General features: G+C 59.0%; 21 protein-coding genes. 11 read left to right on the top strand and 10 right to left on the bottom strand.

Annotation, left to right across the window (positions count from 1 at the left end):
* Positions 1 to 249 precede the first annotated feature (249 nt).
* Together K9B32_RS08830 and K9B32_RS08825 are read left to right on the top strand one after the other, a co-directional pair.
* Positions 250 to 894: an SAM-dependent methyltransferase gene (locus tag K9B32_RS08830; protein WP_224561564.1), complete on the top strand. Its 645-nt coding sequence runs from the start codon at positions 250 to 252 to the stop codon at positions 892 to 894.
* Between the two features lie 424 nt (positions 895 to 1,318).
* On the top strand, positions 1,319 to 1,729 hold the full coding sequence (locus tag K9B32_RS08825; protein ID WP_224561563.1) for a response regulator: 411 nt from the start codon (positions 1,319 to 1,321) through the stop codon (positions 1,727 to 1,729).
* Here K9B32_RS08825 and uxuA read toward each other — a convergent pair.
* Entirely contained in the window at positions 1,688 to 2,923 is a 1,236-nt protein-coding gene (uxuA, locus tag K9B32_RS08820; RefSeq protein ID WP_224561562.1) for a mannonate dehydratase, read from the bottom strand. The two genes, K9B32_RS08825 and uxuA, sit on opposite strands and share 42 nt — an antisense overlap.
* 122 nt (positions 2,924 to 3,045) lie before the next feature.
* Here uxuA and K9B32_RS08815 point away from each other — a divergent pair, with 122 nt between their 5' ends.
* On the top strand, positions 3,046 to 3,741 hold the full coding sequence (locus K9B32_RS08815) for a FadR/GntR family transcriptional regulator (RefSeq protein ID WP_224561561.1): 696 nt from the start codon (positions 3,046 to 3,048) through the stop codon (positions 3,739 to 3,741).
* Positions 3,741 to 4,526: an SDR family NAD(P)-dependent oxidoreductase gene (locus tag K9B32_RS08810; protein ID WP_224561560.1), complete on the top strand. Its 786-nt coding sequence runs from the start codon at positions 3,741 to 3,743 to the stop codon at positions 4,524 to 4,526. Before K9B32_RS08815 ends, K9B32_RS08810 begins: the two co-directional genes overlap by 1 nt.
* Positions 4,527 to 4,562: 36 nt before the next feature.
* Here the strand turns inward: K9B32_RS08810 and K9B32_RS08805 are convergent, their stop codons facing one another.
* The 5 genes from K9B32_RS08805 to K9B32_RS08785 form a co-directional block, all read right to left on the bottom strand.
* Positions 4,563 to 5,153, bottom strand: coding sequence for a HupE/UreJ family protein (locus K9B32_RS08805; protein WP_224561559.1), 591 nt, complete (start codon positions 5,151 to 5,153; stop codon positions 4,563 to 4,565).
* 119 nt (positions 5,154 to 5,272) lie between these two features.
* Complete coding sequence (copD, locus tag K9B32_RS08800; RefSeq protein WP_224561558.1) at positions 5,273 to 6,151, bottom strand: copper homeostasis membrane protein CopD; 879 nt, start codon at positions 6,149 to 6,151, stop codon at positions 5,273 to 5,275.
* Positions 6,148 to 6,516, bottom strand: a complete 369-nt coding sequence (copC, locus tag K9B32_RS08795) for a copper homeostasis periplasmic binding protein CopC (protein WP_224561557.1) — start codon at positions 6,514 to 6,516, stop codon at positions 6,148 to 6,150. Before copC ends, copD begins: the two co-directional genes overlap by 4 nt.
* Positions 6,517 to 6,564: 48 nt before the next feature.
* On the bottom strand, positions 6,565 to 7,077 hold the full coding sequence (locus K9B32_RS08790; protein ID WP_224561556.1) for a copper chaperone PCu(A)C: 513 nt from the start codon (positions 7,075 to 7,077) through the stop codon (positions 6,565 to 6,567).
* A 168-nt stretch (positions 7,078 to 7,245) separates the two neighbouring features.
* Positions 7,246 to 7,650 carry a hypothetical protein gene (locus K9B32_RS08785; protein WP_224561555.1) on the bottom strand — a complete coding sequence of 135 codons (405 nt, stop codon included), beginning with the start codon at positions 7,648 to 7,650 and terminating at the stop codon, positions 7,246 to 7,248.
* A gap of 242 nt (positions 7,651 to 7,892) precedes the next feature.
* On the opposite strand from K9B32_RS08785, the gene K9B32_RS08780 reads away from it, so the two are divergent.
* Positions 7,893 to 11,522 (top strand): hydantoinase B/oxoprolinase family protein, encoded by a 3,630-nt coding sequence (locus tag K9B32_RS08780; protein ID WP_224561554.1) that lies wholly within the window; start codon positions 7,893 to 7,895, stop codon positions 11,520 to 11,522.
* Between the two features lie 23 nt (positions 11,523 to 11,545).
* Here K9B32_RS08780 and K9B32_RS08775 read toward each other — a convergent pair whose 3' ends face one another.
* The 3 genes from K9B32_RS08775 to K9B32_RS08765 all read right to left on the bottom strand — a co-directional run bounded on the left by K9B32_RS08775 (position 11,546) and on the right by K9B32_RS08765 (position 14,574).
* On the bottom strand, positions 11,546 to 12,271 hold the full coding sequence (locus tag K9B32_RS08775; protein ID WP_224561553.1) for a hypothetical protein: 726 nt from the start codon (positions 12,269 to 12,271) through the stop codon (positions 11,546 to 11,548).
* A 202-nt stretch (positions 12,272 to 12,473) separates the two neighbouring features.
* Positions 12,474 to 13,400: a glycosyltransferase gene (locus K9B32_RS08770; protein WP_224561552.1), complete on the bottom strand. Its 927-nt coding sequence runs from the start codon at positions 13,398 to 13,400 to the stop codon at positions 12,474 to 12,476.
* A complete protein-coding gene (locus K9B32_RS08765) occupies positions 13,372 to 14,574 on the bottom strand; it encodes a glycosyltransferase family 4 protein (protein WP_263490580.1) in 1,203 nt (400 codons plus the stop codon). The genes K9B32_RS08770 and K9B32_RS08765 overlap by 29 nt, the downstream gene beginning before the upstream one ends.
* Before the next feature lie 283 nt (positions 14,575 to 14,857).
* On the opposite strand from K9B32_RS08765, the gene K9B32_RS08760 reads away from it, so the two are divergent.
* The 6 genes from K9B32_RS08760 (at position 14,858) to K9B32_RS08735 (ending at position 20,522) form a co-directional block, all read left to right on the top strand.
* Complete coding sequence (locus K9B32_RS08760) at positions 14,858 to 15,703, top strand: hypothetical protein (protein ID WP_224561550.1); 846 nt, start codon at positions 14,858 to 14,860, stop codon at positions 15,701 to 15,703.
* 14 nt (positions 15,704 to 15,717) lie between these two features.
* Positions 15,718 to 17,307 (top strand): acyl-CoA ligase (AMP-forming), exosortase A system-associated, encoded by a 1,590-nt coding sequence (locus K9B32_RS08755; protein WP_224561549.1) that lies wholly within the window; start codon positions 15,718 to 15,720, stop codon positions 17,305 to 17,307.
* The gene (locus K9B32_RS08750) at positions 17,304 to 18,530 is read left to right on the top strand and encodes a pyridoxal-dependent decarboxylase, exosortase A system-associated (protein WP_224561548.1); all 1,227 of its coding nucleotides are present in this window, start codon (positions 17,304 to 17,306) and stop codon (positions 18,528 to 18,530) included. Before K9B32_RS08755 ends, K9B32_RS08750 begins: the two co-directional genes overlap by 4 nt.
* Positions 18,531 to 18,573: 43 nt before the next feature.
* Complete coding sequence (locus tag K9B32_RS08745; protein ID WP_224561547.1) at positions 18,574 to 18,831, top strand: acyl carrier protein; 258 nt, start codon at positions 18,574 to 18,576, stop codon at positions 18,829 to 18,831.
* A gap of 71 nt (positions 18,832 to 18,902) precedes the next feature.
* On the top strand, positions 18,903 to 19,841 hold the full coding sequence (locus K9B32_RS08740) for a glycosyltransferase family 2 protein (RefSeq protein WP_224561546.1): 939 nt from the start codon (positions 18,903 to 18,905) through the stop codon (positions 19,839 to 19,841).
* 12 nt (positions 19,842 to 19,853) lie between these two features.
* Positions 19,854 to 20,522 (top strand): polysaccharide deacetylase family protein, encoded by a 669-nt coding sequence (locus K9B32_RS08735; protein WP_224561545.1) that lies wholly within the window; start codon positions 19,854 to 19,856, stop codon positions 20,520 to 20,522.
* 49 nt (positions 20,523 to 20,571) lie between these two features.
* Here K9B32_RS08735 and K9B32_RS08730 read toward each other — a convergent pair whose 3' ends face one another.
* The gene (locus tag K9B32_RS08730; protein WP_224561544.1) at positions 20,572 to 22,032 is read right to left on the bottom strand and encodes a hypothetical protein; all 1,461 of its coding nucleotides are present in this window, start codon (positions 22,030 to 22,032) and stop codon (positions 20,572 to 20,574) included.
* Between the last annotated feature and the right edge of the window lie 7 nt (positions 22,033 to 22,039).

Raw genomic sequence — 22,039 nt, 5'->3', positions numbered from 1 at the left:
CCTTTGATTTGCATGGTTGAAGGCGCGCCAGAAAGGGTCAGCAGCGACGACGGAATGCTCAGTTCGAGCTGGATGACACTGCCCCACGCCACTGCTGGGACCTTTCGTTGCCCAGAATTACGCTGTCAGACCACAGAAGGTGTTTCCTTCTTAGTTTTTATCCCCCCACTCATCCAATGAGCTAAGGCGACGTCCTGTTTTCGGCGAGCTACCCTAGCTGCGGCATCATTCTGATGGGAGTGCTAGAAAATGGACGTTGCCGCAGCTCGTAATCTTTTCGTCAATGGCGATCGATCACTGTCAGCCCGTATCAGGCTGAAGCGCTGGGAAATGATGCTCAAGCTCATGCCTGATCTCCCTCGGATGAAAATCCTCGACCTCGGCGGGACGAGAAACTGGTGGCTCAAAGCGCCATTCCAACCGCCTCAGGTTACAATCGTCAATCTGGACATCGACGAACAGGCGGGAAGACTTACTACGATTCGGGGCGATGCCTGCGAAGCTGATCGCCTGCTTACCGATCAGACTTTTGACTTGGTATTTTCAAACAGCCTGATCGAACATGTGGGTGGTCATCACGCATGGTCAAAGCTTGCCCATGTCGCCAGAAAGATGGCACCGCGGTACCTTATCCAAACCCCCTATCGATATTTCCCGGTAGAGCCTCACTGGTTGTTGCCGGGAATGCAGTTCTTGCCCCTACCGTTGCGCTACAAGGCTGCAATATGGTGGCCTCTAGGGCACACTTGGGGCTGGCCAAAGCCCCAGACCCTCGACGAGGTATTGTCGACACAACTGCTCACAGCAACGGAGATGCGCCGGTACTTTCCGGATGCCGAGCTGCATTGGGAGAAGTTATTCGGTCTTCCGAAATCAATGATCGTCGTGAGATAAGAACCGATTCCTTCATACGATGGTCCCCGCTGAGCGTGCCGTACGCCGTAAAGCGAAAGCGGTGGCTGCTTCTCGGACGGTGAACTTGCATTGCGAGGGGTTGATTGTGAGCTGAGACTGAAGATTAAGGAGCTCAAGCGCGACATTCAGGGGGGCGCCAGAGCGCAAGACACGCCTTCTCCGCGCAATTTCCGCAGCGAACCCGCTCTTACTTTTGAGACAAACGGTTGATTTCCCGGCAAAATCCATCGGATCTTACGTGCGCTGCGGCTTGCTGTTAACGATTTGTCAATATTAACAGTGATTTGACCCTGAACTATTTCGCTCCAACCCGGAACATATCGGCCCAAGCGCCGTTACCTCTTCGCCAACCTGCAGTTGGGCATAACCAGTGCGGTGAAAAGGGTAGAACAAGGGACGATACATGGACAGCGATGTCGAAAGCAAACCACGGACAAACCGGGTTGCCAGTCAAAGCGTCTTGATCGTTGAGGATGAGTTCCTCATTGCCATCGACCTTGAATCGACTGTCAAGGACATGGGGCTCGACGTGATCGGTCTTGCAACCGACAAGGAGCAAGCGCTGAGGCTGGCGCCGATGGCAGATATCGCGTTTGTCGATGTCAATCTGGCTGACGGGGCGACGGGCCCCGAAATCGGCAGACGTCTCGTCGAGGAATTCGGTGTGACGGTGGTTTTCATGACCGGCAACCCGGAAGCGGTCGCCGGACGATTTCAGGGGGCGCTGGGTGTCGTCAGCAAGCCGACAACGCCCGCGATCGTGCAACGCTCGCTAAGGCATGCGCTCGAGGCGCGTGCCACGGCAGAACGGTAGTGGTGTTGACGCAGCCTGAACGTCCAGCTGATCCACAGCGGCAATTACGCCCCTGAGCTCCGCCAATCCTTTGAGCCGGCCGATGCAGGAATAGCCTGGATTGACCTTCTTGGCCTGGTCATCGATCAAAAGGTGGCCATGGTCGGGACGCATCGGAATGATGCTGTCTGCTCTGCCGACCGCGGCCCGGCGGCGCTCCTCCCGGCGCAGCACCGAGATCAGCGAGACCATGTTGGCGTCGCCACCGAGGTGTTCGGATTCGATGAAGGAGCCATCCGGTTCCTTCGTAACATTTCGCAGGTGCGCGAAGTGGATGCGCTCGGCAAAACGGCTCGCCATACCGACGACGTCGTTTCCGTGGCGTGAGCCGTAGGAGCCGGCGCAAAGGGTTATACCGTTGGCAGTGTGATTGACTGCTGAAAGGATGGTCTCGATGTCCTCGGACTTTGATACGACGCGCGGCAGCCCAAACAGCGAGAACGGCGGATCGTCCGGGTGAATTGCCAGGCGCACGTTGTTTTCGGCCGCCACCGGCACGACCTCTTTCAGAAACTCGACCAGATTGCTGCGCATATCGTCGTCCGAGAGATCGTCGAAAGCTGCAATATGCGTGCGAATGGTTTCGCGCGTGTGGCTGTCCTCGCCGCCGGGCAGACCTGCGATAATATTTCTTTCAAGGGTTTGCACATCCTCGTCGCTCATCCCTGCCAGTCGCTCACGCGCCGCCTCGACAAGCGTGGTCTTGTAGCTTTCCTCGGCTGCAGCACGCTTCAAAACAAAGACGTCGTAAGCAATAAAGTCGATCATGTCGAAGCGAAGCGCCAAGCCGCCGACGGGGGTCGGGTAGAGAAGGTTTGTGCGCGTCCAGTCCACGACGGGCATGAAATTGTAGCAGACCACCGGCACGCCGCCTTTGCCGAGATTGGCAAGGCTCTGCTTCCACGCGTCGACATAGCGGCGCCAGTTTTCGTTTCGCAGTTTGATAGCCGAATTGACAGGGATGGACTCGCAGACCGACCAGACCATACCGGCATTTTTCACGAGCGCCATGCGCTCGGCGACGTCGTCGGGGCTCCAGACCCGGCCGTCATAGATGTGGTGGAGGGCGGTTACAATGCCGCGCGCGCCGGCCTGACGAGCATGGGACAATGTGACCGGATCCTGCGGTCCAAACCAGCGCCAACTCTCCAACATTGCAACACCTCCCTAAAATGTTGGACAATTAAGCGCATTTTTCGGGATTGACGCAAGCCGAAAGCGAGCGTTGCCAAAATAAGGCCAACATATTAGGCTTCATAAAAATGGAGGTGCTGCCTGTGGACTCAAGCAATCGCGCTTCGGCTGTGGATGATGTCGTCCGACAAATCCGTGTTCTGATCCGCGAACGGGGGCTCGGCGTGGGCGACGTCTTGCCGAGCGAAGTCGAGCTGGCCACGATGTTCGATTCCAGTCGCAATACGGTGCGCGAAGCCTTCCGCACCTTGAAGGCCTATGGTGTCGCCGAATCCAGGCAAAAGGTCGGCGCCGTCCTGACAGACCAGCATCAGAACGCGATGCGCGATCTTTTCTCCTTCGCCATGGAGATTTCAGTCGACGCCTTCCGCGACATACAGGGATATCGGCGGCTCACTGAAATGAACCTGTTCGATCTGCTTGCTGAACGCCTGACCGACCAGGCTCTTGCCGAGATGGAAGCGGTCAATACAGCCATCCTGACGGCGCAAAACGCCGAGCGTGCCTCCGAGCTTGACTTCCAGTTTCACCGCCTGCTGGTGGACGCGGCCGGCAATCGTACATTGTCGGAAACCTATGGCATGTTGAAGCCGGTCATTCAGCGATTGATGCTTGCGGGCAAATCGCAACGACCGACATTGCAGACGGTTGTGGCCGAGCACTGCGACATTCTTCATGCCCTGCGTGATCGCGACCGGATTGCCTTTGTCTACCATATGGATCGACATCTCAGCGCCGGTCTTGAATTCATTTCTGCCGAGAAGAGTGGGGGAAGCTGATGGGAGAATTCACCGGCAAGATCGCAATCGTCACTGGGACCACTGGCATCGGACGCGCGATCGCGTTGCATCTGGCGCGCGAGGGCGCAGCCGTCGCGTCCCTTGGCATCGATGAAAAGGCGAACAACGAGTTTGCGGAGATCGGTGCCGCAGCGGGTCTGGCCCTTCGTGTCATCCATACGGATGTTTCCATCCCCGCCAACGTGGCGGACGCCGTTGCCGAAGCCGTCGCCGCGTTTGGGGGCGTCGATATCATCGTCAATTCGGCGGCGGTGCATCCTTACGGCAATGCCACGGACACGCCCTTTGAGACTTTCATGCGCTGCATGGCGGTGAACGTCGGCTCCATCCATCTAACGGCGGAATATGGCATACCGGAAATGCGCAAGCGCGGCGGCGGCGCGATCATCAATATCTCGAGCGTACAAGGCTTTGCGTGCCAATCCGGCGTCTCGGCCTACGTCGCGTCGAAGGGGGCGATCCACGCATTGACGCGGGCGATGGCGATCGACTTTGCGGCAGACAATATTCGCGTCGTGTCGATCAGTCCCGGTTCGGTGCGCACACCGATCCTGGAACTCGCTGCGCGCACATTCGAAGGAGAGGAAGCTGACATCGATGCCGTGTTTCGACGTTTCGGCGAAGCGCACCCACTTGGCCGCATTGGTGAGCCCGAAGAGGTGGCCACACTTGCGGCCTTCCTTGCGTCGGACAAGGCTGCGTTCATTACCGGATCGGATCACCGCATCGATGGAGGTTTGACGGCTGGTATCGGCGTGCGCTGAGGGTCGTGCCCGGCCCTTCGGCCGGGCGGTCAACTGCTAAATCAGGCCCGTGAGCAGGCCGACGCCGGCCACTGCAGCAATGCCGCCAGCCGAGCGCATGACAATTGCGCCCTGCTTGCCGATCAGATAACCGAGGGCAATGCCGGCAATGTGCAGCGCTGCCGTCGCCAGCATGAAGCCCGCCGCATAGACGATGCCGCCGGCCGCCGCCGGCATTTCGGAGCCGTGTGCGTATCCGTGAAAGATCGCAAAGAGGCCGGCGACCCCTGCGGCGATGGCGACGGGAGCGCGGATACCAAGCGCGACGACAGCTCCAAGGATGATGACGGAGAACGCGATTCCGGCTTCGACAAAGGGGACCGAAATCCCCATCATGCCGAGTGCGCCGCCGACGGCCATCACCGAGACGAAGGATGTCGGAACGAGCCAGAGCGCACGGCCGCCGAGCTGCCAGGCGAGAACGCCGACAAGAACCATCGCGAGGACGTGATCGACCCCTAAGGCGGGGTGGGTGAAACCGTGAACGAACCCCACCGTTTGTCCAATACCGGTGTGGGCGAAGGCGAGTGATGGAGCAAGGACGCAAGCCGCGATCGCGGCGCTAAGTCGGGAAATCTTTGAAAACATAGGTGGCCCCTACTTTGTGCATGTTGCGCCGAAAATGGCACGCGGGATCAGGGGGATAAAGCGAAAAAATGAGCGACACCGTCATTTGACGTAGGTCGGCTTCCAAAATGTCGAACCCCTCAAGTTGGCTGCAATGTGCCAAACACAGAGACAAGGCCAAGCACGGCGAAGCCCAAGGCTATTTCGGCGCCAGTCGCCCACTTGAGCGGCTGCAGTGATGGGTTGCGAGAGAGTCTCGGGACAAGAAGGTAGCGATTGGTTACCGCAAGCGCGACCAAGACGAACACGATCAGGATCTTGATGCTGAGCAGGAACTGATAGTCGAGCTGCCAATCCAGCGGAGCAGATCCGACGATCAGGATCGTATTGATGATGCCGGTCATGATGACGAGGGCGACCGCAACATGGCCCGCGGTCGAAAACCGCATCAGCGCCGTCCGTGCATCCTGCTGCCATCGCGCGTCGTGGAGCATCGGCAAGATAACGACGACCGGCACTAGCGACCCGAGCCAGGCGCCACCTGACAGGAGATGAAGGCCATCGTTGAGGCGATGCATCGTGCGTAGCCAGTCGCTATTCATCGCGGCATGACCGCTGATCGTGAGGCTGATGAGCAACAACCCGGCGCTGAGCGCGCGGACGCGGTATCTGAACCGGACAGGGGCTAGGCAAGAGGCGACCAGCAGAATGGCGGCACCAGCCTGGGCAATCCAGGCCTGCCCGACATTGGTTCCCGAAAGGATGGAGCTCAACATCTGCGGCGCAAGCGCATCGGCCCAGCCGTTTCCGATCGTTGCCGCTCGCAGCGGGAGATGCGACGCGGTCGTGCCGATGATCAAGAGGGTTGCAAGCGCATACCAATGCCGGAGCCGGCGGCCCACCTGTGCCGCCAAGTCTGCAGGCAGGCTCCAGCAGATGTAAGCTGACGCGCCCCATAGAAATACGGCGGCGCCATCAAACAGGAAGCGGCACAGGATGAGCGCAGCGTCTGGCGTCACGGCTTGACCGTGAAGCCGTAAGTACCGTTGGTCTTATGCCCGTCCGTTGACAGGACATGCCATTCCACCGCGTAAGCGCCCGGGCTCAGCGTTTGCGCAAGAGGGACCATCAGCGTCTTGCCTTCATCCATCAACATAGCGTCGCCGATTTTCACGACAGGCGTGTCTGGGCCGGTGATTTTCACACCGGAGAACTTGATGTTGACCTCTTCTGAGAAGTGGAGGTCGAGTTCGGCGGGGGAGGCAGCGACCGTTGCCTTGTCGGCAGGCACAGTTTTCGTCAGGTGTGCATGCGCGAGGGCCTGCCCGGCAAAGCCGAGGATTGCAACGGCCGACAATGCGACAAGGCTGGAAAGTGTCGACATGTTCTTACTTCCTAGATTCAGACGACGGTTTCGTTAGGGGTAGTAGGCCTATTGCGGTTTGGACATATCCATGCCGCCCATGTCGGAGTGGTGGTCTTTGCCACCGGCTCCCCCAGCGCTTCCAACATCAAATTCAACGTCGACGGAGCCCGCCTTCTCAAATGTTAAGGTTGCCTTGATCATCTCGCCCTCTTTGAAGGGCTTTTCCACATCCATGAACATGACGTGGAAGCCGCCGGGCTTCAACTCGACAGTCTGGCCGGCCGGAATGACAAGCCCACCGGCAACGGAGCGCATGGTCATTACACCGTTGTTGACGCTCATCTGATGGACTTCGGTTGTCGCGGCCCGATCAGACGTGATGCTGACCAGCTTGTCGTCAGTCGAACCGGTGTTGGTCAGCTTCAGGTAGCCGCCACCGACCTTGGCGCCCGGCACCATGGCCCGCGCATGCGGGTGGGCGATGTCGATGTCGCCGACCTTGATGTCATTGGCCGCGGCAACGGCAGTAATTAGACCGGTAAACAGGAGGCCGGCGATGAAGGTTGCAAGCTTTTTCATGATGGCTATTCTCGTTTTGCCGTCACGTGGGTCAGCGGATCCTGCCGGCCTCGTTGACGTGCCTGTGTGTGTGAAATGAGACGATGAGATCTACGAGTGCTCGACCGGCGCACCGGCGAATGACGACCGACAATGTACTGATGTCACGGTCTCGACCGCGGCTCAGGTCTACCCAAAAACCGGAATCTGGGGCGGCGCTCTCGGGCCTTTGTTGGGCGGAAACGGTTCCTCGTTCCTTGCTTCAGGCATCATCGGTAGGGTGACGCCGGTATTGATCCGAAGACTTACGACGTCAGCCGAACTGGGCAACGGCAGGAGAGTCGAGGCAGCAATACGGCATGCCTCACAGCCATGGCTATGCGCTTTTCCATGTTGATCGACGACATGCTTACTGCCGCCAGTGCAGATGACAGGCAGTGTGCCGTCCGGCAGAACGTACTCGGCGAACTCTGCGGGAACAAAGCTGTCTTTGACGAAGGCCGGGGCCTGGTGAGCGAATCCGACAAACAGAAATGCGATGGCGCAAGATATGCGCACCATCCACTGCATGAATGTCGATTGCTTCGGTTTCAACTGCCGCCTCCCGACGACGGGACTGTCTGTGCGGATGACACCAATAAGTCCGATTGCAGCAATTTGAAAGAGGCTCGCTGCAGGGGCTTATCGAGAAAGCGAACGTCACCATCAAATCCAGTTACCGCTCCGGATGATGGGGACTTCGATACGCTGAATGATCAGGTCAATTTTATGGATTGTTTTGCTCGCGCAGGCGCGGCACTAACACCGATAGCCAGTCTTCGGTACGGAGTGAGGATATGTCTAACGGAGTGTGGGATTTCTGGATTGATCGTGGAGGCACGTTCACCGACATTGTGGGCCGCGCACCCGATGGCAGTTTGCATCCGCGAAAGCTTCTTTCCGAAAACCCGGAAGCCTATCGGGACGCAGCGGTTCACGGAATCCGAGGGCTCCTGGGCCTCAAGGAAGAAGATTCCATACCGGCCGATCGCATTGGCGACATTCGCATGGGAACGACGGTTGCCACAAATGCGCTTCTGGAACGCAAGGGCGACAGGGTGCTATTGCTGATCACGAAGGGATTCCGTGACGCGCTCCGCATCGCCTACCAGGCGCGCCCCGATATTTTTGCCAAGGAAATCATTCTACCAGAACAACTTTATGAGCGTGTCGTCGAAGTCGACGAGCGTGTGCGCGTGGATGGTTCGATCGAGGTGCCGCTTGAGACCTCCAGTGTCGAGGCGGCGATCGCAACAGCGAGGGCCGATGGTTTCGATGCCGTCGCCATCGTGTTCATGCACGCCTACAAGTTTCCCCAGCATGAAACAGTGGTCGCACAGCTGTGCCGGGCGGCGGGCTTCAAGCAGATTTCAGTGAGCCACGAAGTCTCTCCGCTGCTCAAGTTGGTCGGCCGCGGCGATACGACTGTCGTGGACGCTTACCTTTCACCGATCCTGTCGCGTTACGTCCAAGAGGTGGCTGGCGATTTGGGCGTGGCACGTGCCGGGAATGCGTCGCCGCGTCTCAGTTTCATGATGTCATCGGGTGGCCTGACTGCTGCAGATATGTTCCGGGGTAAGGACGCACTCCTCTCCGGACCGGCCGGGGGCGTGGTCGGAATGGTGGAGACTGCAAAGCTTGCCGGTTTCGACAAGGTCATCGGTTTCGACATGGGGGGAACCTCAACCGATGTCGCCCACTATGCCGGCGAGTATGAACGTGCCTTCGAGACCGAAGTTGCAGGGGTTCGCGTAAGGGCGCCGATGATGCGCATTCACACGGTCGCCGCCGGCGGCGGCTCCATCCTTCATTTTGAAGCTGGTCGTTTTCGCGTTGGCCCCGATTCGGCCGGCGCCAACCCGGGCCCAGCCTGCTATCGTCGCGGCGGTCGGCTGGCGGTAACCGACGCCAACGTCATGCTTGGCAAGCTGCAGCCAGACCTGTTTCCCGCAATCTTCGGGCCCGGCCAGAACGAGCCGCTGGACATTGAGGCCGTGCGCCAAAGATTCGAGGACCTATCGGTGCAAGCAGCCACCGGGCATAGCGCGGCGAGCGTTGCGGAAGGCTTCATCAAGATCGCAGTTGAAAATATGGCCAACGCCATCAAGAAGATTTCGGTGCAGCGTGGTTACGACGTGACCGGCTACCTGCTGAACTGCTTCGGCGGTGCCGGCGGCCAGCATGCATGCCTTGTCGCCGATGCTCTCGGGATGTCCACAGTGCTCATCCATCCGTTCTCAGGCCTCCTCTCAGCTTACGGCATGGGCTTGTCATCGATCTTCGCATCGCGACAGCAAGCATTCATCAAACCCTTATCCGCAGAGGTGCTCCCGGAGCTCGGTCGTTTGATCGAAGCCTTGAGCGTGGACGTTCGCGAAGAATTGGAGGCACAAGGCATTTCCCCCTCTTCAATGGAATTCAGGCCCGTCCTGGACTTGCGCTATGAGGGTACGGATACCGCGCTGCCGGTCGACTTCAGCCTTGGCTCGATATCAGATGCCAGGGCCGACTTCGAGCGGGCGCATAAGGCCCAGTTTGGCTTCATCTACGACGGGAAACCAATTGTCGTTGAATCCGTGGGCGTCGAGGGAACCGATCAATCCGCGGACCGCTATCAGGAGGCAAGTCACGAGGCGACCGCAAGGGTCGCTCATGCTTCTGAAAGCCGTCGCGTATTCTTCGAGGGCGCCTGGTGTGATGCCAGCGTTTTTCAGCGTAAGGATCTCTCCCCCGGTTGCCAAGCGCTCGGCCCAGCACTTGTCATCGAAGCCAATCAAACAATTGTCGTCGAGCCTGGGTGGCAGGCAGAAATCACCTCAAGAAACCACGTGTTGCTGCGCCGTATTGAAAAGAAGAAGACTGCAGCCGCGCTGGGGACTGAGGCCGATCCGATTATGCTGGAGATATTCAACAATCTCTTCATGTCGATCGCCGAACAGATGGGCGTCACGCTGCAAAACACCGCCTATTCCGTCAATATCAAAGAACGGTTGGATTTTTCTTGCGCTGTCTTCGATCGAACCGGCGCGCTGGTAGCCAATGCACCGCATATGCCGGTTCATCTCGGCTCCATGGACCGGTCAGTCGAAACGATCATCAAGTTGAACACAGGCAATATCCACCCGGGTGATGTGTTCGCGCTTAACGCCCCTTACAACGGCGGCACACATCTCCCCGATATAACAGTCGTCACGCCTGTCTTTGACGACGCGGGAACCGAGATCCTGTTTTATGTCGCCTCGCGCGGACATCACGCCGACATAGGAGGAACCGCACCGGGCTCGATGACACCGCTTGCGACGACCGTTGAAGAGGAAGGTGTCCTTTTCGATAACTTCCAACTGGTCGAAGGCGGTCGCTTTCGCGAAGCCGAACTGTTCGAGCTCCTCACAAATCATCGTTATCCGGCGCGCAATCCGCACCAAAACATCGCCGACTTAAAGGCTCAGATTGCCTCGAACGAAAAGGGCGTGGCGGAGTTGCGCAAAATGGTTGCCCATTTTGGCCTATCGGTGGTCGAAGCCTATATGGGGCATGTCCAGGACAATGCGGCCGAAAGTGTGCGTCGTGTCATCGATCGCTTGCCGGACACGGCCCAATACCACTACCCGACCGACACGGGGCAAGTCATCAAGGTCAAGATTACAGTTGATCGCGAGAAACGTGAGGCCACCGTCGATTTTACTGGCACGTCCCAGATTCAGATGAATAACTTCAATGCACCGGAACCGGTCACCCGCGCTGCGGTTCTTTATGCATTCCGTGTGATGGTTGAAGCAAACATCCCGATGAACGCTGGCTGCCTGAGGCCGATAAATATCATCATCCCGGACGGTTGCATGCTAAGGCCTGCCTATCCTGCCGCGGTTGTCGCCGGAAATGTTGAGACGTCGCAGCATGTAACCAACGCGCTCTTCGGGGCCATGGGAGCGATGGCCAATTCGCAGGGGACGATGAACAATCTGACCTTCGGAAATGCCAAGTACCAGTACTACGAAACGATTTGCTCGGGCTCGCCTGCGGGACAGATGAACGACGGGCGCGGCTTTGCCGGGACGGCTGGCGTTCATACTCACATGACAAATTCGCGGCTCACCGACCCCGAGGTGCTGGAACTTCGATTCCCGGTCCTGCTGGAGGACTTCCACATCAGATCGGGCTCGGGCGGAAGCGGCAAATGGAACGCTGGCGACGGCACCGAGCGAACCATTCGGTTTTTGGAGCGGATGGAAAGTGCAATTCTGTCCTCCCACCGCGGCCACCCGCCTCGGGGAATAAACGGGGGCGGCAACGGCCGTGTGGGGGCAACGTGCGTGCGACGGCTGGATGGTAGCGTGGAGGCGCTGAAGGCAAGCGATCAGACGGTATTGGAAGCGGGTGAGGCGATCATCGTCACAACGCCGACCCCCGGCGGCTTCGGAGGCTGACCCCCAGTCCCGCGTGGGAGCGGCTAGCGCGCCTCCAGCGGGGTTCCGTCGTCCCAGACATTGCCGCGCCACGTATTGCCTTCGCCCCCCGTATGAAAGGACGTGGTTGGTCCATAGACGGCGCAGTTGCCATTTGGTCCCCGTTCCCAAACATTGTCGGCAACGACAACGTAGGTCGGGTTGTCCCCGAACGATTTCCCAGGATTCAACCCGAATGACGTGCAAAAGCCGCCTGGAGTTGCGCGGAAGAAATTGCGTTCGAAGCGGAACCTGGTCAGTGCGGAGAAATCGGCGTAAATTTGTGCGCTTCCGGAGCAACCGCCACCCACATCGTTATCGGGTACGTCGCACACGATCGTGTTGTGCCGCAACGTTACGTCATGCCCGCCGTTTGAGAGAAAACCGCCGAGGTGTTGGGGTTTCCCTGGTTGCATATATTGGCCGTGCAACCAAGAATCCTCAACAAGGCACTCCGGCGTGCACTGAATGCTTGTCTGTCCGCCCCTGACCTCCGAGCGCCGCACCGTGACATTGGAGAATCCGATGGCCGGCCCCTGCCATTTCCCGCCGTCGACCTCACTGTCCTCGATCGTCAATGATACGCCTCGTCCGTCAACATCGATGCGCGAGGTCTTGCTTCGCGAGATGACGACGCCGGTTGTCCGGATCACCAGCGGACAGCTGACCGTCTTCGCATCGATGATGGTGTTGGGTTGCGTGATCTCGCAAGGGCCATCGTAGGGCGTCAAGGTAATTCCGGATGGTATTCCGGTATTGTGCGGGCCCGGAAATGCCGCCAGGTCGACCCCTCCTGCCGCCTGCGTTCCCCACCCACCGACTGCGACAACAAGAATGAGTGAAAGCGCAGCATGTGTGTTGCGGTTGTCGATAGGCATTGGAGCTCCTATTTCAAAAGATCGGCGTCGTGCGGCATGCAGGCCTTCTGGTCGCCTAGCTATCGCGGGGCAGGGCCGGCATGGATGCCGGGTTCCATTGAGCGCTCATGCGTGTCGCGCTGGCCCCAAACGCAAGCGATAGCATGATCGATGCCCTGTAGCAGCGAATGAGGGTCAGACCGGTGAAGGCCAGGAGCCGCGCTCTTATTCCATCCAGGCGGTCCGAGCGGCCGATGCGGAACCACTCGGCAGCCGGCGACAGAGCGACGGCTGCCGTGCGAAGCATCCATCGCGGCCACCAGGCGCGCCGCGCGCGAACACGCGCAAAATCGTGAGCCGTGTGTCGCTGCCACTTGCGTGCCAGCTCTGCAAACGTTTTGCGGGCGGGGTGAAAGACGATCATGTCGGGGCAGTACCGCGTCTGATATCCGCAACCCAAGGCCCGCTGGCCCCAGTCGCGGTCTTCAGCAATGTCGATGCCGCCAAATTTGCCCACGGCGGCAAAAACATTTGCTCGCACCGCCAGGTTTCCGGTGCCGGTGAAGCCCTGTTTGGCGATGTATTCCTTCATTCGATAGGCATAGACACTCTCATAAGCTTCCAGAAGCGTCGGGCATACGGGATCTTCAAAGCCGATGCGCACATCGCCCCCGATAATGGTCACGTTCGGGTCAGCAAATTGGCGCTCGATTTCACTGAGCCAAACGCTGCTTGCTCGACAGTCCGCGTCGATAAATGCGAGAATGTCGCCTGTCGCTTTCGATACGCCACGGTTGCGTGCCGGCCCCGGGCCCGGCACCGTCTCCGACAGCAGAACCGTTCCGGGATGAGCTGCGCAAACCCCGGTGGGCAGTTGCTTCGAGCCGTTGTCGACGACAATGATCTCGTAGGGTTGTCGGACGCCGGCCTGGGCTGCGAGAGACGCCAGGCAGGTGCTCAGCAGTTCCGGTTGGTCAAGATGCGGGATAATGACGCTGATCATTGATATCCAGGCTCCTACGAAGCAGGCTTCGATAAGCCCCGAGGTAGCGACGTGATTCCGTCGTCCATCTGAACTCGCGTTCGGCCACGGCCCGGCCCACTGAAGCCATCTCGCTGCAGCGTCGCGGGTCGTCGACGAGGGAGAGAATGCCCTCAGCCAAGGCCATCGGCGTATGCTCGCGCACCACCACAGCCGCGTTTCCGGCGTCGCGTGTGGCTTGTCTGAGATCGAATTGAACGATCGGCAAACCGAGCATCATGTATTCAAAGACCTTGTTCATCGAAAGCTTGTCATTGAAGTCATTCGGGGGGTCGGGAATGACGCCCACATCCAGCGCCGAAAGGTGCGCCATCAGAGGTTGACCGGTCAGATAACCGCTGAAGCGTAGGACGTGATTGAGGCCCAACTCGGTGGCCATCGCCCGCAGGCGCGGCAGTTCAGGGCCGTCGCCGATGATCAGGCCGTGAACATCGTTGCGCTTGCGGACGTGGACGATCTCTGCCAGGGCGCGAACGAGGGATTCCACCCCGTCCTGCTCGCCCATGATACCAATATAGCCGATCAGATGTTTGCCGGGTATGACCAGGGACGGGTCGGCAATGGTGCGGCGGAAGCGCGACGCTTCGGGATAGCTCTTGACGACAATCACGCGATCAGGCGCCATGCCGCCACGCGAGATTGCGATATCCCTGAACGTTTCGTTCGTGGCGATGCTGGCATCTGCCATTTTGAAGGTTTGCTTCTCGAAGAAACAGAGGAGGCGATAAAGGATGTCCTTCCGCCCGAACTTCGTCACGTAGAGTTCGGGGCTGAGATCGTGGTGGTCGAACACAAAGCGCGTGCCAAATAGAAGTTTGTGTACGAGCGCGACGAGAAACATCAGGTCGGGAGGGTTGCAGGCCTGAATGGCATCGATCGACTGTCGGTGCCGGACGTGAAACGACAGACGCATCTGATGGAAGAGAGCCATCCAATATTCCCGAAGATAGCCGGCGGCGGACTTCGCCTCGCGAAGTGGATGCCGGTAGATGTGCACGCCGTTCAGCACCTCGTAGCTCTTGTCGTGTCCCTTCCCTTGCGGGCAGATGACGGAAACGTCGAACCCGGCTTCAACGAGCGCCTGTGCTTCCTGCCAGACTCGGCGATCGAAGGGGACCGGTAAGTTCTCGACCAAGATTAGAATGTGGTTTTTCCTAGAAATGGCGGCCTCCCGTGTGTTCATTGAGCGGGTTTGTGCCTCAATTCAAATCTCTTCAGAGGAAATTCTCCAGTTAGCAAACGGGATAGTCGAGCGGATCTTTTGTGTATATCCGCTTCAGCCATAAGGGTATCTACCAAGTTGGACGGTTATACTTGTAAAACAATGGTCCGGATTTGATGGTGTTTGTAACGAGTACTAGGGGAATTTTTAGAAAGTGGCGCGATCCGTTCTCCAAGCTGACGATCAAAGAGCAACGGTGCGCCCCATCACCGTCGATGACGTGGATCGGGTCGCATCTTTCCTTCACGAGGAGCTAAACGCCCGCCTAACGCCGGCCTCTTGGGCGCAGGCCATTCGTCCGGGCTGGCAAAGCGAGGCTCCAAACCACGGCTTCATGCTACTCTCCGGGGGGCACATCGTTGGCGCGCACGTCGCCTTCTACTCGCAGCGCATCGTTGACGGACAGAACGAGAAATTCTGCAACCTTGCTGCGTGGTGCGTGCTTGATACTTATCGTGCCCACGGCCTGCGCCTGTTAAAGGCGCTGCTCGATCAGCCTGGCTACAGCTTCACTGATCTGTCACCAAGCGGCAATGTCGTTCCGCTCAATCGTCGCCTGAAGTTCCAGGCACTTAACACGGCTGCCGCGCTGGCGGTCAATCTGCCGTGGCCGAGATGGAGAAGCGGCGTGCGCATCGTCGATCATCCCGCCTTGATGCAGACCTACCTGTCTGGTCGGGACCTCGAGATCTACAAGGACCATGTCAGTGCGCCGGCTGCGCATCATCTGGTCATCGTCAAAGGGCATCGAAGCTGCTACGTGATCTTCCGCAAGGATACGCGCAAGGGCTTGCGCCTGTTCGCTTCGATCCTGCACGTCGGGGATAGATCACTGTTTTCAGAGACCGCCTGGCATTTGCGCAGCTACTTGCTGACGCGCTTCGGTCTGCCGGCCACGCTGATTGAGGAACGGTTCGCGAGCGCCCCGCTGTTCTTGTCACTACCGCTCAAATCGCCGCGTCCGAAGATGATCTTGAGCAGCCGGGTGAGGCCAAGTCAGGTCGATTACCTTTACAGCGAACTCACGTGCGTGCCTTGGTAGACGTTGGGGCGAAGATGCGATCACCGGTCAACATCAATCTTTCTGATCTCCTTCGCAACGGAGCAGCCCGCCATGGATCCGCCCCGGCTGTCACCTTCAAGGCGACCACCCTCAGCTATGAAGAGATGTGGCACTATGTCCTCGGCTTCACATCCGCGCTCAATCGGCTCGGCGTCGCTCGCGGCGATCGGGTGGCGGTGCTGCTCGACAAGCGCGTTGAAACAGTCGTGACGATATTTGGGACGGCGGCCGCGAATTGCGTTACCGTGCCAATCAATCCGCTACTGCGACCGCAGCAGGTCGCCTATATCCTTGCCGATTGCGATGTTCGGGTACTTGTGACCTCGCCAGACCGGCTGGCGCAACTGCGAGAGTTCGTCGACAGCGACAGCGCCCTTCAGCATGTTATCCTTGTCGATGCGCCAGCTGGCAACGAGAGCACCACCCCGAGTGCGCCACGGCGCCTCCATTCCTGGACAGAGCAGGTCGTGGCCTCGCAAGGCGAGGGATCAAGACCTGCGGGCGTCGACAGCGACGTTGCCGCAATTCTTTACACTTCCGGGAGCACCGGGAAGCCAAAGGGCGTGGTTCTCAGCCACCGCAACATGATCGTGGGCGCCGAGAGCGTCAGTCACTATCTCGGCAATGGAGAGCACGATACCATTTTGTCAGTTCTGCCGTTGAGTTTCGACGCGGGCCTGAGCCAATTGACGACGGCCTTTCATTCCGGTGCCCACCTGGTGTTGATGAACTATCTCCTCCCTTCCGATGTGGTGCGGCTGTGCGAGAGGCATAGGATAACGGGAATTACTGGTGTTCCGCCGTTTTGGATCCAAGTCTGCGATCTGGCGTGGCCGCCTGAGGTGGCTGCTCGACTGCGCTACTTCGCCAATACCGGTGGTCGCATGCCCAAGGCGACGCTCGAACGGCTGCGATCGGCCTTCCCGAACGCACTGCCCTACCTGATGTATGGACTGACAGAGGCATTCCGATCGACCTATCTCGATCCGGCTGAAATAGACCGCCGGCCGGATTCAATCGGCAAGGCGATTCCGAACGCAGAGATCCTCGTCGTGCGGCCAGACGGATCGCTTTGCGACCCGGGAGAGCCAGGGGAGCTGGTGCATAGGGGGCCGCTTGTGGCCCTCGGATACTGGAACGATCCAGTCCGCACTGGCGAACGCTTCAAGCCATGGCCGGGCACTGTCGCCAGTTGGAAGCAGCCTGAAATGGCGGTTTTTTCTGGCGACACGGTCGTGCGGGATGATGAAGGCTTTCTCTACTTCGTCGGTCGGCGCGATGAGATGATCAAGACGTCTGGCTATCGTGTCAGTCCGACAGAAATCGAGGAGGTTGCCTACGCGACAGGCCTTGCACGTGACGCGGTTGCCATGGGCGTCGATGACCAAGCGCTTGGGCAGCGCATTGTCCTCGTCGCCAGCCCGGTATCCGAAACGCTGGACGTTGCCGCCCTGCTGACCGCGTTCAGGCGCCAGCTGCCGCAATACATGGTGCCGTCCAAGGTCATAGAGATGACGTCTATTCCGACAAATCCAAACGGCAAGTTCGACCGTGTACTGTTGAGGGAGCAACTGGGTTCGTGAGCGTACATCCTTCCATTGGCATGTTCGATGTTGCCGAAGACTGTCTGGCGGTCGGCGGCATACCCCTTGACCGTTTGACCGAGCGCGTCGGGACAACGCCGTTTTTCGCGTATGACCGTCGACTGATCAACTCGCGCATTTCCTATCTTCGCTCTGTTCTGCCGAAGGACGTGAAGCTCAGTTACGCGGTCAAAGCCAATCCGATGCCGGCACTGGTCCAGCATATGGCTGGACTTGTCGATTCCTTCGACGTTGCCTCGGCATATGAGATGAAGACGGCGCTGGACACGGTCGTGCCGCCATCCAACATCAGTTTTGCTGGCCCCGGCAAAACATCGCAGGAACTTTCCCAAGCCGTGGCCGCCGGCGTGACCATTGAGATGGAGTCAGCGGGCGAAGCCATGCGCATCGTTGAAGCCGGCAACCGCCTTGGAATCCGGCCGCGCGTCGCGCTGAGGGTCAACCCGGACTATCAGGTCAAGGGTTCCGGAATGAAGATGGGCGGCGGTTCGCAACAGTTCGGCATCGATGCCGAAGAGGTGCCGACGCTGCTTCGCCATCTCGCAAGCGCTGACCTCGACTTCGTCGGTTTCCACGTGTTTGCCGGCTCTCAAAACTTGCATGCCGACATTCTTTGCGATGCCTTGTCCCACAATGTCGAGCTGCTACTCAAGCTTGCCGAAACGTGCGGATATCCTGTTCGCTATCTCAACCTTGGCGGTGGCTTTGGAATTCCTTATTTCGAGAAGGATCAACCACTTGACCTCGTGCCGGTTGGGCGGAGACTGAGCGACCTGGTTGACGGCGCAATTCGCCCGGCTCTGCCGGACGCACGCGTGGTGATAGAGCTCGGCCGTTACCTTGTCGGTGAATCTGGAGTCTATGTGACGCGCGTCGTCGACCGAAAGGTGTCGCGCGGCCGGACCTATCTGGTTGTCGATGGCGGGCTTCACCATCAACTGGCCGCCTCCGGTAACTTTGGTCAGGTCATTCGTCGCAACTATCCGCTCATCATCGGCAACAGGATGGGCGTGGAGGACCGCGAGACGGTGTCGGTGGTCGGCTGCCTTTGCACGCCGCTCGACCTGCTCGGGGAGAACGTATGCCTGCCGCCGGCCCAGGTCGGCGATCTGGTGGTCATTTTCCAGGCTGGTGCCTACGGCTTGACGGCCAGCCCAACCGCATTTCTCGGGCATCCGATGCCACCGGAGATCCTTGTCTAGTAAGCTTCAGATCCACGCTATTCATTAGAAACGGTGAGGTACCATGAATTCTACAACATTCGAATCGGTCAAGGACGTGATCGCAGATACGCTTGGTATCGCCGACCGCGCCCGCATCGCGGAAGCCTCCACGCCGTTGTTCGGCAACATCCCCGAACTCGATTCCTTCGCGGTGCTAAGTCTGGCATCGGCGCTGGAGTCCAGGTTCGGATTCCAGATTGACGACGATGATTTCACCGGCGAGATTTTCGAGACAGTCGGCTCACTCGCGGCGTTTGTCGATCGGCATCGAACGCATTGACGCTTGGCCATCCGGGCGCTGTTGCATAGGTGCGGAGGTTGAGGGACTTGGGCAGGGAGCATGGGGCAACCATGGATATTGTCGAAACATCGCCGGACGACAAAGGTGGGCTTGCGGTCATCATCGTCACCTATAACAGTGCCGAGGCTTTGCCGGCTTTGCTTGACTCGCTTGCAGATGGACTTCGCGGCATCGAGCAGTTCGAGGTAGTCGTCGCCGACAACAATTCGCACGATGGCTCCTCGGATCTTGCCGCGGCCCATCCCATTGGAGCACGGGTGATCCGCATGGGGTGGAATGCCGGCTATGCCGCGGCGATCAACGCGGCTGCTGCAACCGTTCGCCAAGGCGTCAGCCTGCTCGTTCTCAATCCGGATCTGCGACTTTATCCAGACGCGGCAAAACCGCTCGTCGAGCATCTGGCAAGCCCGGGTGTCGGCGTGGTTGTGCCTATCAATTACAAGCAGGATGGCAGCGTCGACCCAACGCTGCGTCGCGAGCCCTCGGTTCTGAGCGCCTGGGCAGAGGCGGTTCTGGGCGGAAGCCTGGCAGCGAGGGTAGGATGGGGAGAAATTGTCGATTTGTCCGCGCGCTACGGCAGCTGCGGTGCCGCCGAATGGGCAACCGGGTCGGCGCTTCTCATATCCGCGCAAGCACGCAGGATCGTCGGTGAGTGGGACGAATCGTTCTTCCTCTATAGCGAGGAAGTCGACTATCAGCGACGGGTGCGAGAGGCTGGCCTTTCGATTGTCTTTGAACCGCAGGCAAAGGTCATGCATGCTGGTGGTGGTAGCGGCAGCAGTCCGCGGTTGTTCGCGCTGATGACTGCGAACCGAATTCGCTACTATCGCCGACATCACGGACGGCTTAAAGCGGCGTTGTTCGCTTCGGGAATCGCCTTCGGGCAGATGCTTCGATGCTGGCGCGGGTCAACACACCGCGCCGGACTAGGTGGCGCATTGCGGCCTTCCGGGGCGCTATCGCAATTCCGGGCGACGGCCCGAGCCTGAGTTGGAGAAGCCATGAAGCGCCGGATTTTGACGTTTCACGGAGTAGGTGAGCCTGAGCGACTTCTCGATCCGGGGGAAGCTGATTACTGGATTGGCCTTGACCGGTTCTGCGATATTCTGGATCGCGTCTGCCACCACGTCGATCGAGACAAGCTTCTGATCACCTTTGATGATGGCAACCTGTCAGATCTTCGCCTTGCGGCGCCGGAACTATGCCGGCGGGGTCTGGACGCGGAATTCTTCGTGCTAACCGGGAGACTGGGCAAGACAGGCTCGCTCGATCGAGACGACGTTCGATGCCTTTTGAAGATGGGCATGCGTGTCGGCAGTCATGGGATCGACCACCGCGATTGGTCGGGTCTGTCGGATGGCGAACTCGAATGGGAACTGGGCCAGTCGAAGCGTCTGCTCGAGGAGATTTGCGGCCATCGCTTGCATTCGGCCTCTACCCCATTCGGTCGCTATAATCGCGCGACACTGGCGAAGCTGCGCGCTTGTGGCTACGAAACCGTCTATTCGAGCGACGGCGGCGACACCACGACCGGTCGATTCCTGCAGGCCCGCACCTCGATACGCAGCAGCATGACAGATGCGATGATCGATCAAATCTTGGATGGTCACCTGCCCGCCATGAGGCGGCTCCGCAGAGCCGCGCGTATGACTATCAGCGCTTGGTCGTAGGACATCGTATATTCCCAGCCATCGCCATGAAGGCCACAAGCGCTCAAAATCAATAACCAGCCAGTTGCTTGGCCTTTCGATACGCGCGCGCAGGATTTTTGATGGCCGTGACTGCCGGTCGCAGCAGATCCCGGAAATCGCCATAACGGTTTATCGGTATCTGCGAGATCTCCCTCCAAGTCTCGGCAATCCGCGCAAAATAGACATCGCCGTTGCGTCGCATCTGCGGCGGCAGCGACAGCATGTCGGTGTAGTTTGCCCGCGATATCATCGGGTGGATCTCGGCCTGACGCGGCTTCACATAGGAATCGCAGAACCCCCAGGAGCTCATCCTGAGTTCCAGATAGGCAAGGTCCAGCTTCAGCAGTGTACCGAACGGTGGAAGCGCGCCGAGCCAGGTTTCGACGGCCTCGATAATCTCGCTCTCAGGCGGCAGTTTTAGACGGCTCACGATACCACGCGTGTCAAGGCCAGTGCCGTCCTCCGCGTTGAGCCATAGGAAACCGCGCCCAACCTCACCGCCGAGGCCGCCGATGAAGTATTTGCCTTCCAGAGGCCGGACGCTTGGATGCATTTTGACATTGTTACCTCCCACACAATGTCCGGTTCTGACCTGCCAGAGGTTGGCCTCCTCCGCCGTCGCCTCACGATAAGGCAGCACAGTGTGAGCAAGCCCGAAACGCCGCGCAAGCCGCGTAGCGCAACCGACGTCAACGTCGGCACCTGGCGCATTGACAGTCACGAAGGACACGTTGTCGAGCAGGTTTCGGCAGCACGCGAGCAACAGGCGCGAGTCATGGCCGGCTGTCAATCCGACACTCACCTGTCCAGTGCGGCTCAAGATTTCGATCGTATCCGTGACGCGCGAAAACAGTCGTGCGCAGGTGGCCGTCGGATCGAGCGCCGGTTCGATCGCAGCTGCAGGCCAGTGACGCTTCGCGATCCAACGATCGAGGTCGAGATAGTGATTGCAAATGAGGCGGTGGATGCCGACATGCGCGGTGAGGTCCCCTGTAAACCAGCCGGCGTTCGGGACATCGACTGCCTTATAGAGCCGCGTGCGAAAGCGACGCCGGTATTCAGCGGGGTCAAGAAGTACGGCTGCCGTAGCACCAGCCACCTGTGCCTCGGCGTCATATACCACCGAGAGCGTGCCGTTCGCGTCGAGATAGATGCGGTGAAATTTCTCGGTACACAGAATAAAAACGAAGCTGCCGGTTAGCCGGTAAATCGTGCTTTCAACGAAGGCATCAATATCCATGGTCTCGTCGACGACGGTATCCACCACATGGCGCTGGAAGACAAGACGGCGTTGTTCCAGGTCGATCGGCGTGCCGATCAAGATCCCGATTTGTTTGCCGGCCGCGTCCTGGACCTGAATGCTTTTCGTGGTCGGCGACAGGTTGACGAATAGAGGTCCAATACGGAGTTGCCGCCAACCCGCGAAAGGCGGTTTTGCTTGCGCCGAAATGATGAATTGTCCGTCGAATTGGTCTGATGCCGGCAACACTGGCTCG

This window comes from Rhizobium sp. 3T7 (genome assembly GCF_020166565.1).
In the GTDB taxonomy this organism is placed as follows: Bacteria; Pseudomonadota; Alphaproteobacteria; order Rhizobiales; family Rhizobiaceae; genus Rhizobium.
This window is presented reverse-complemented; position numbering and strand designations above follow the sequence as displayed.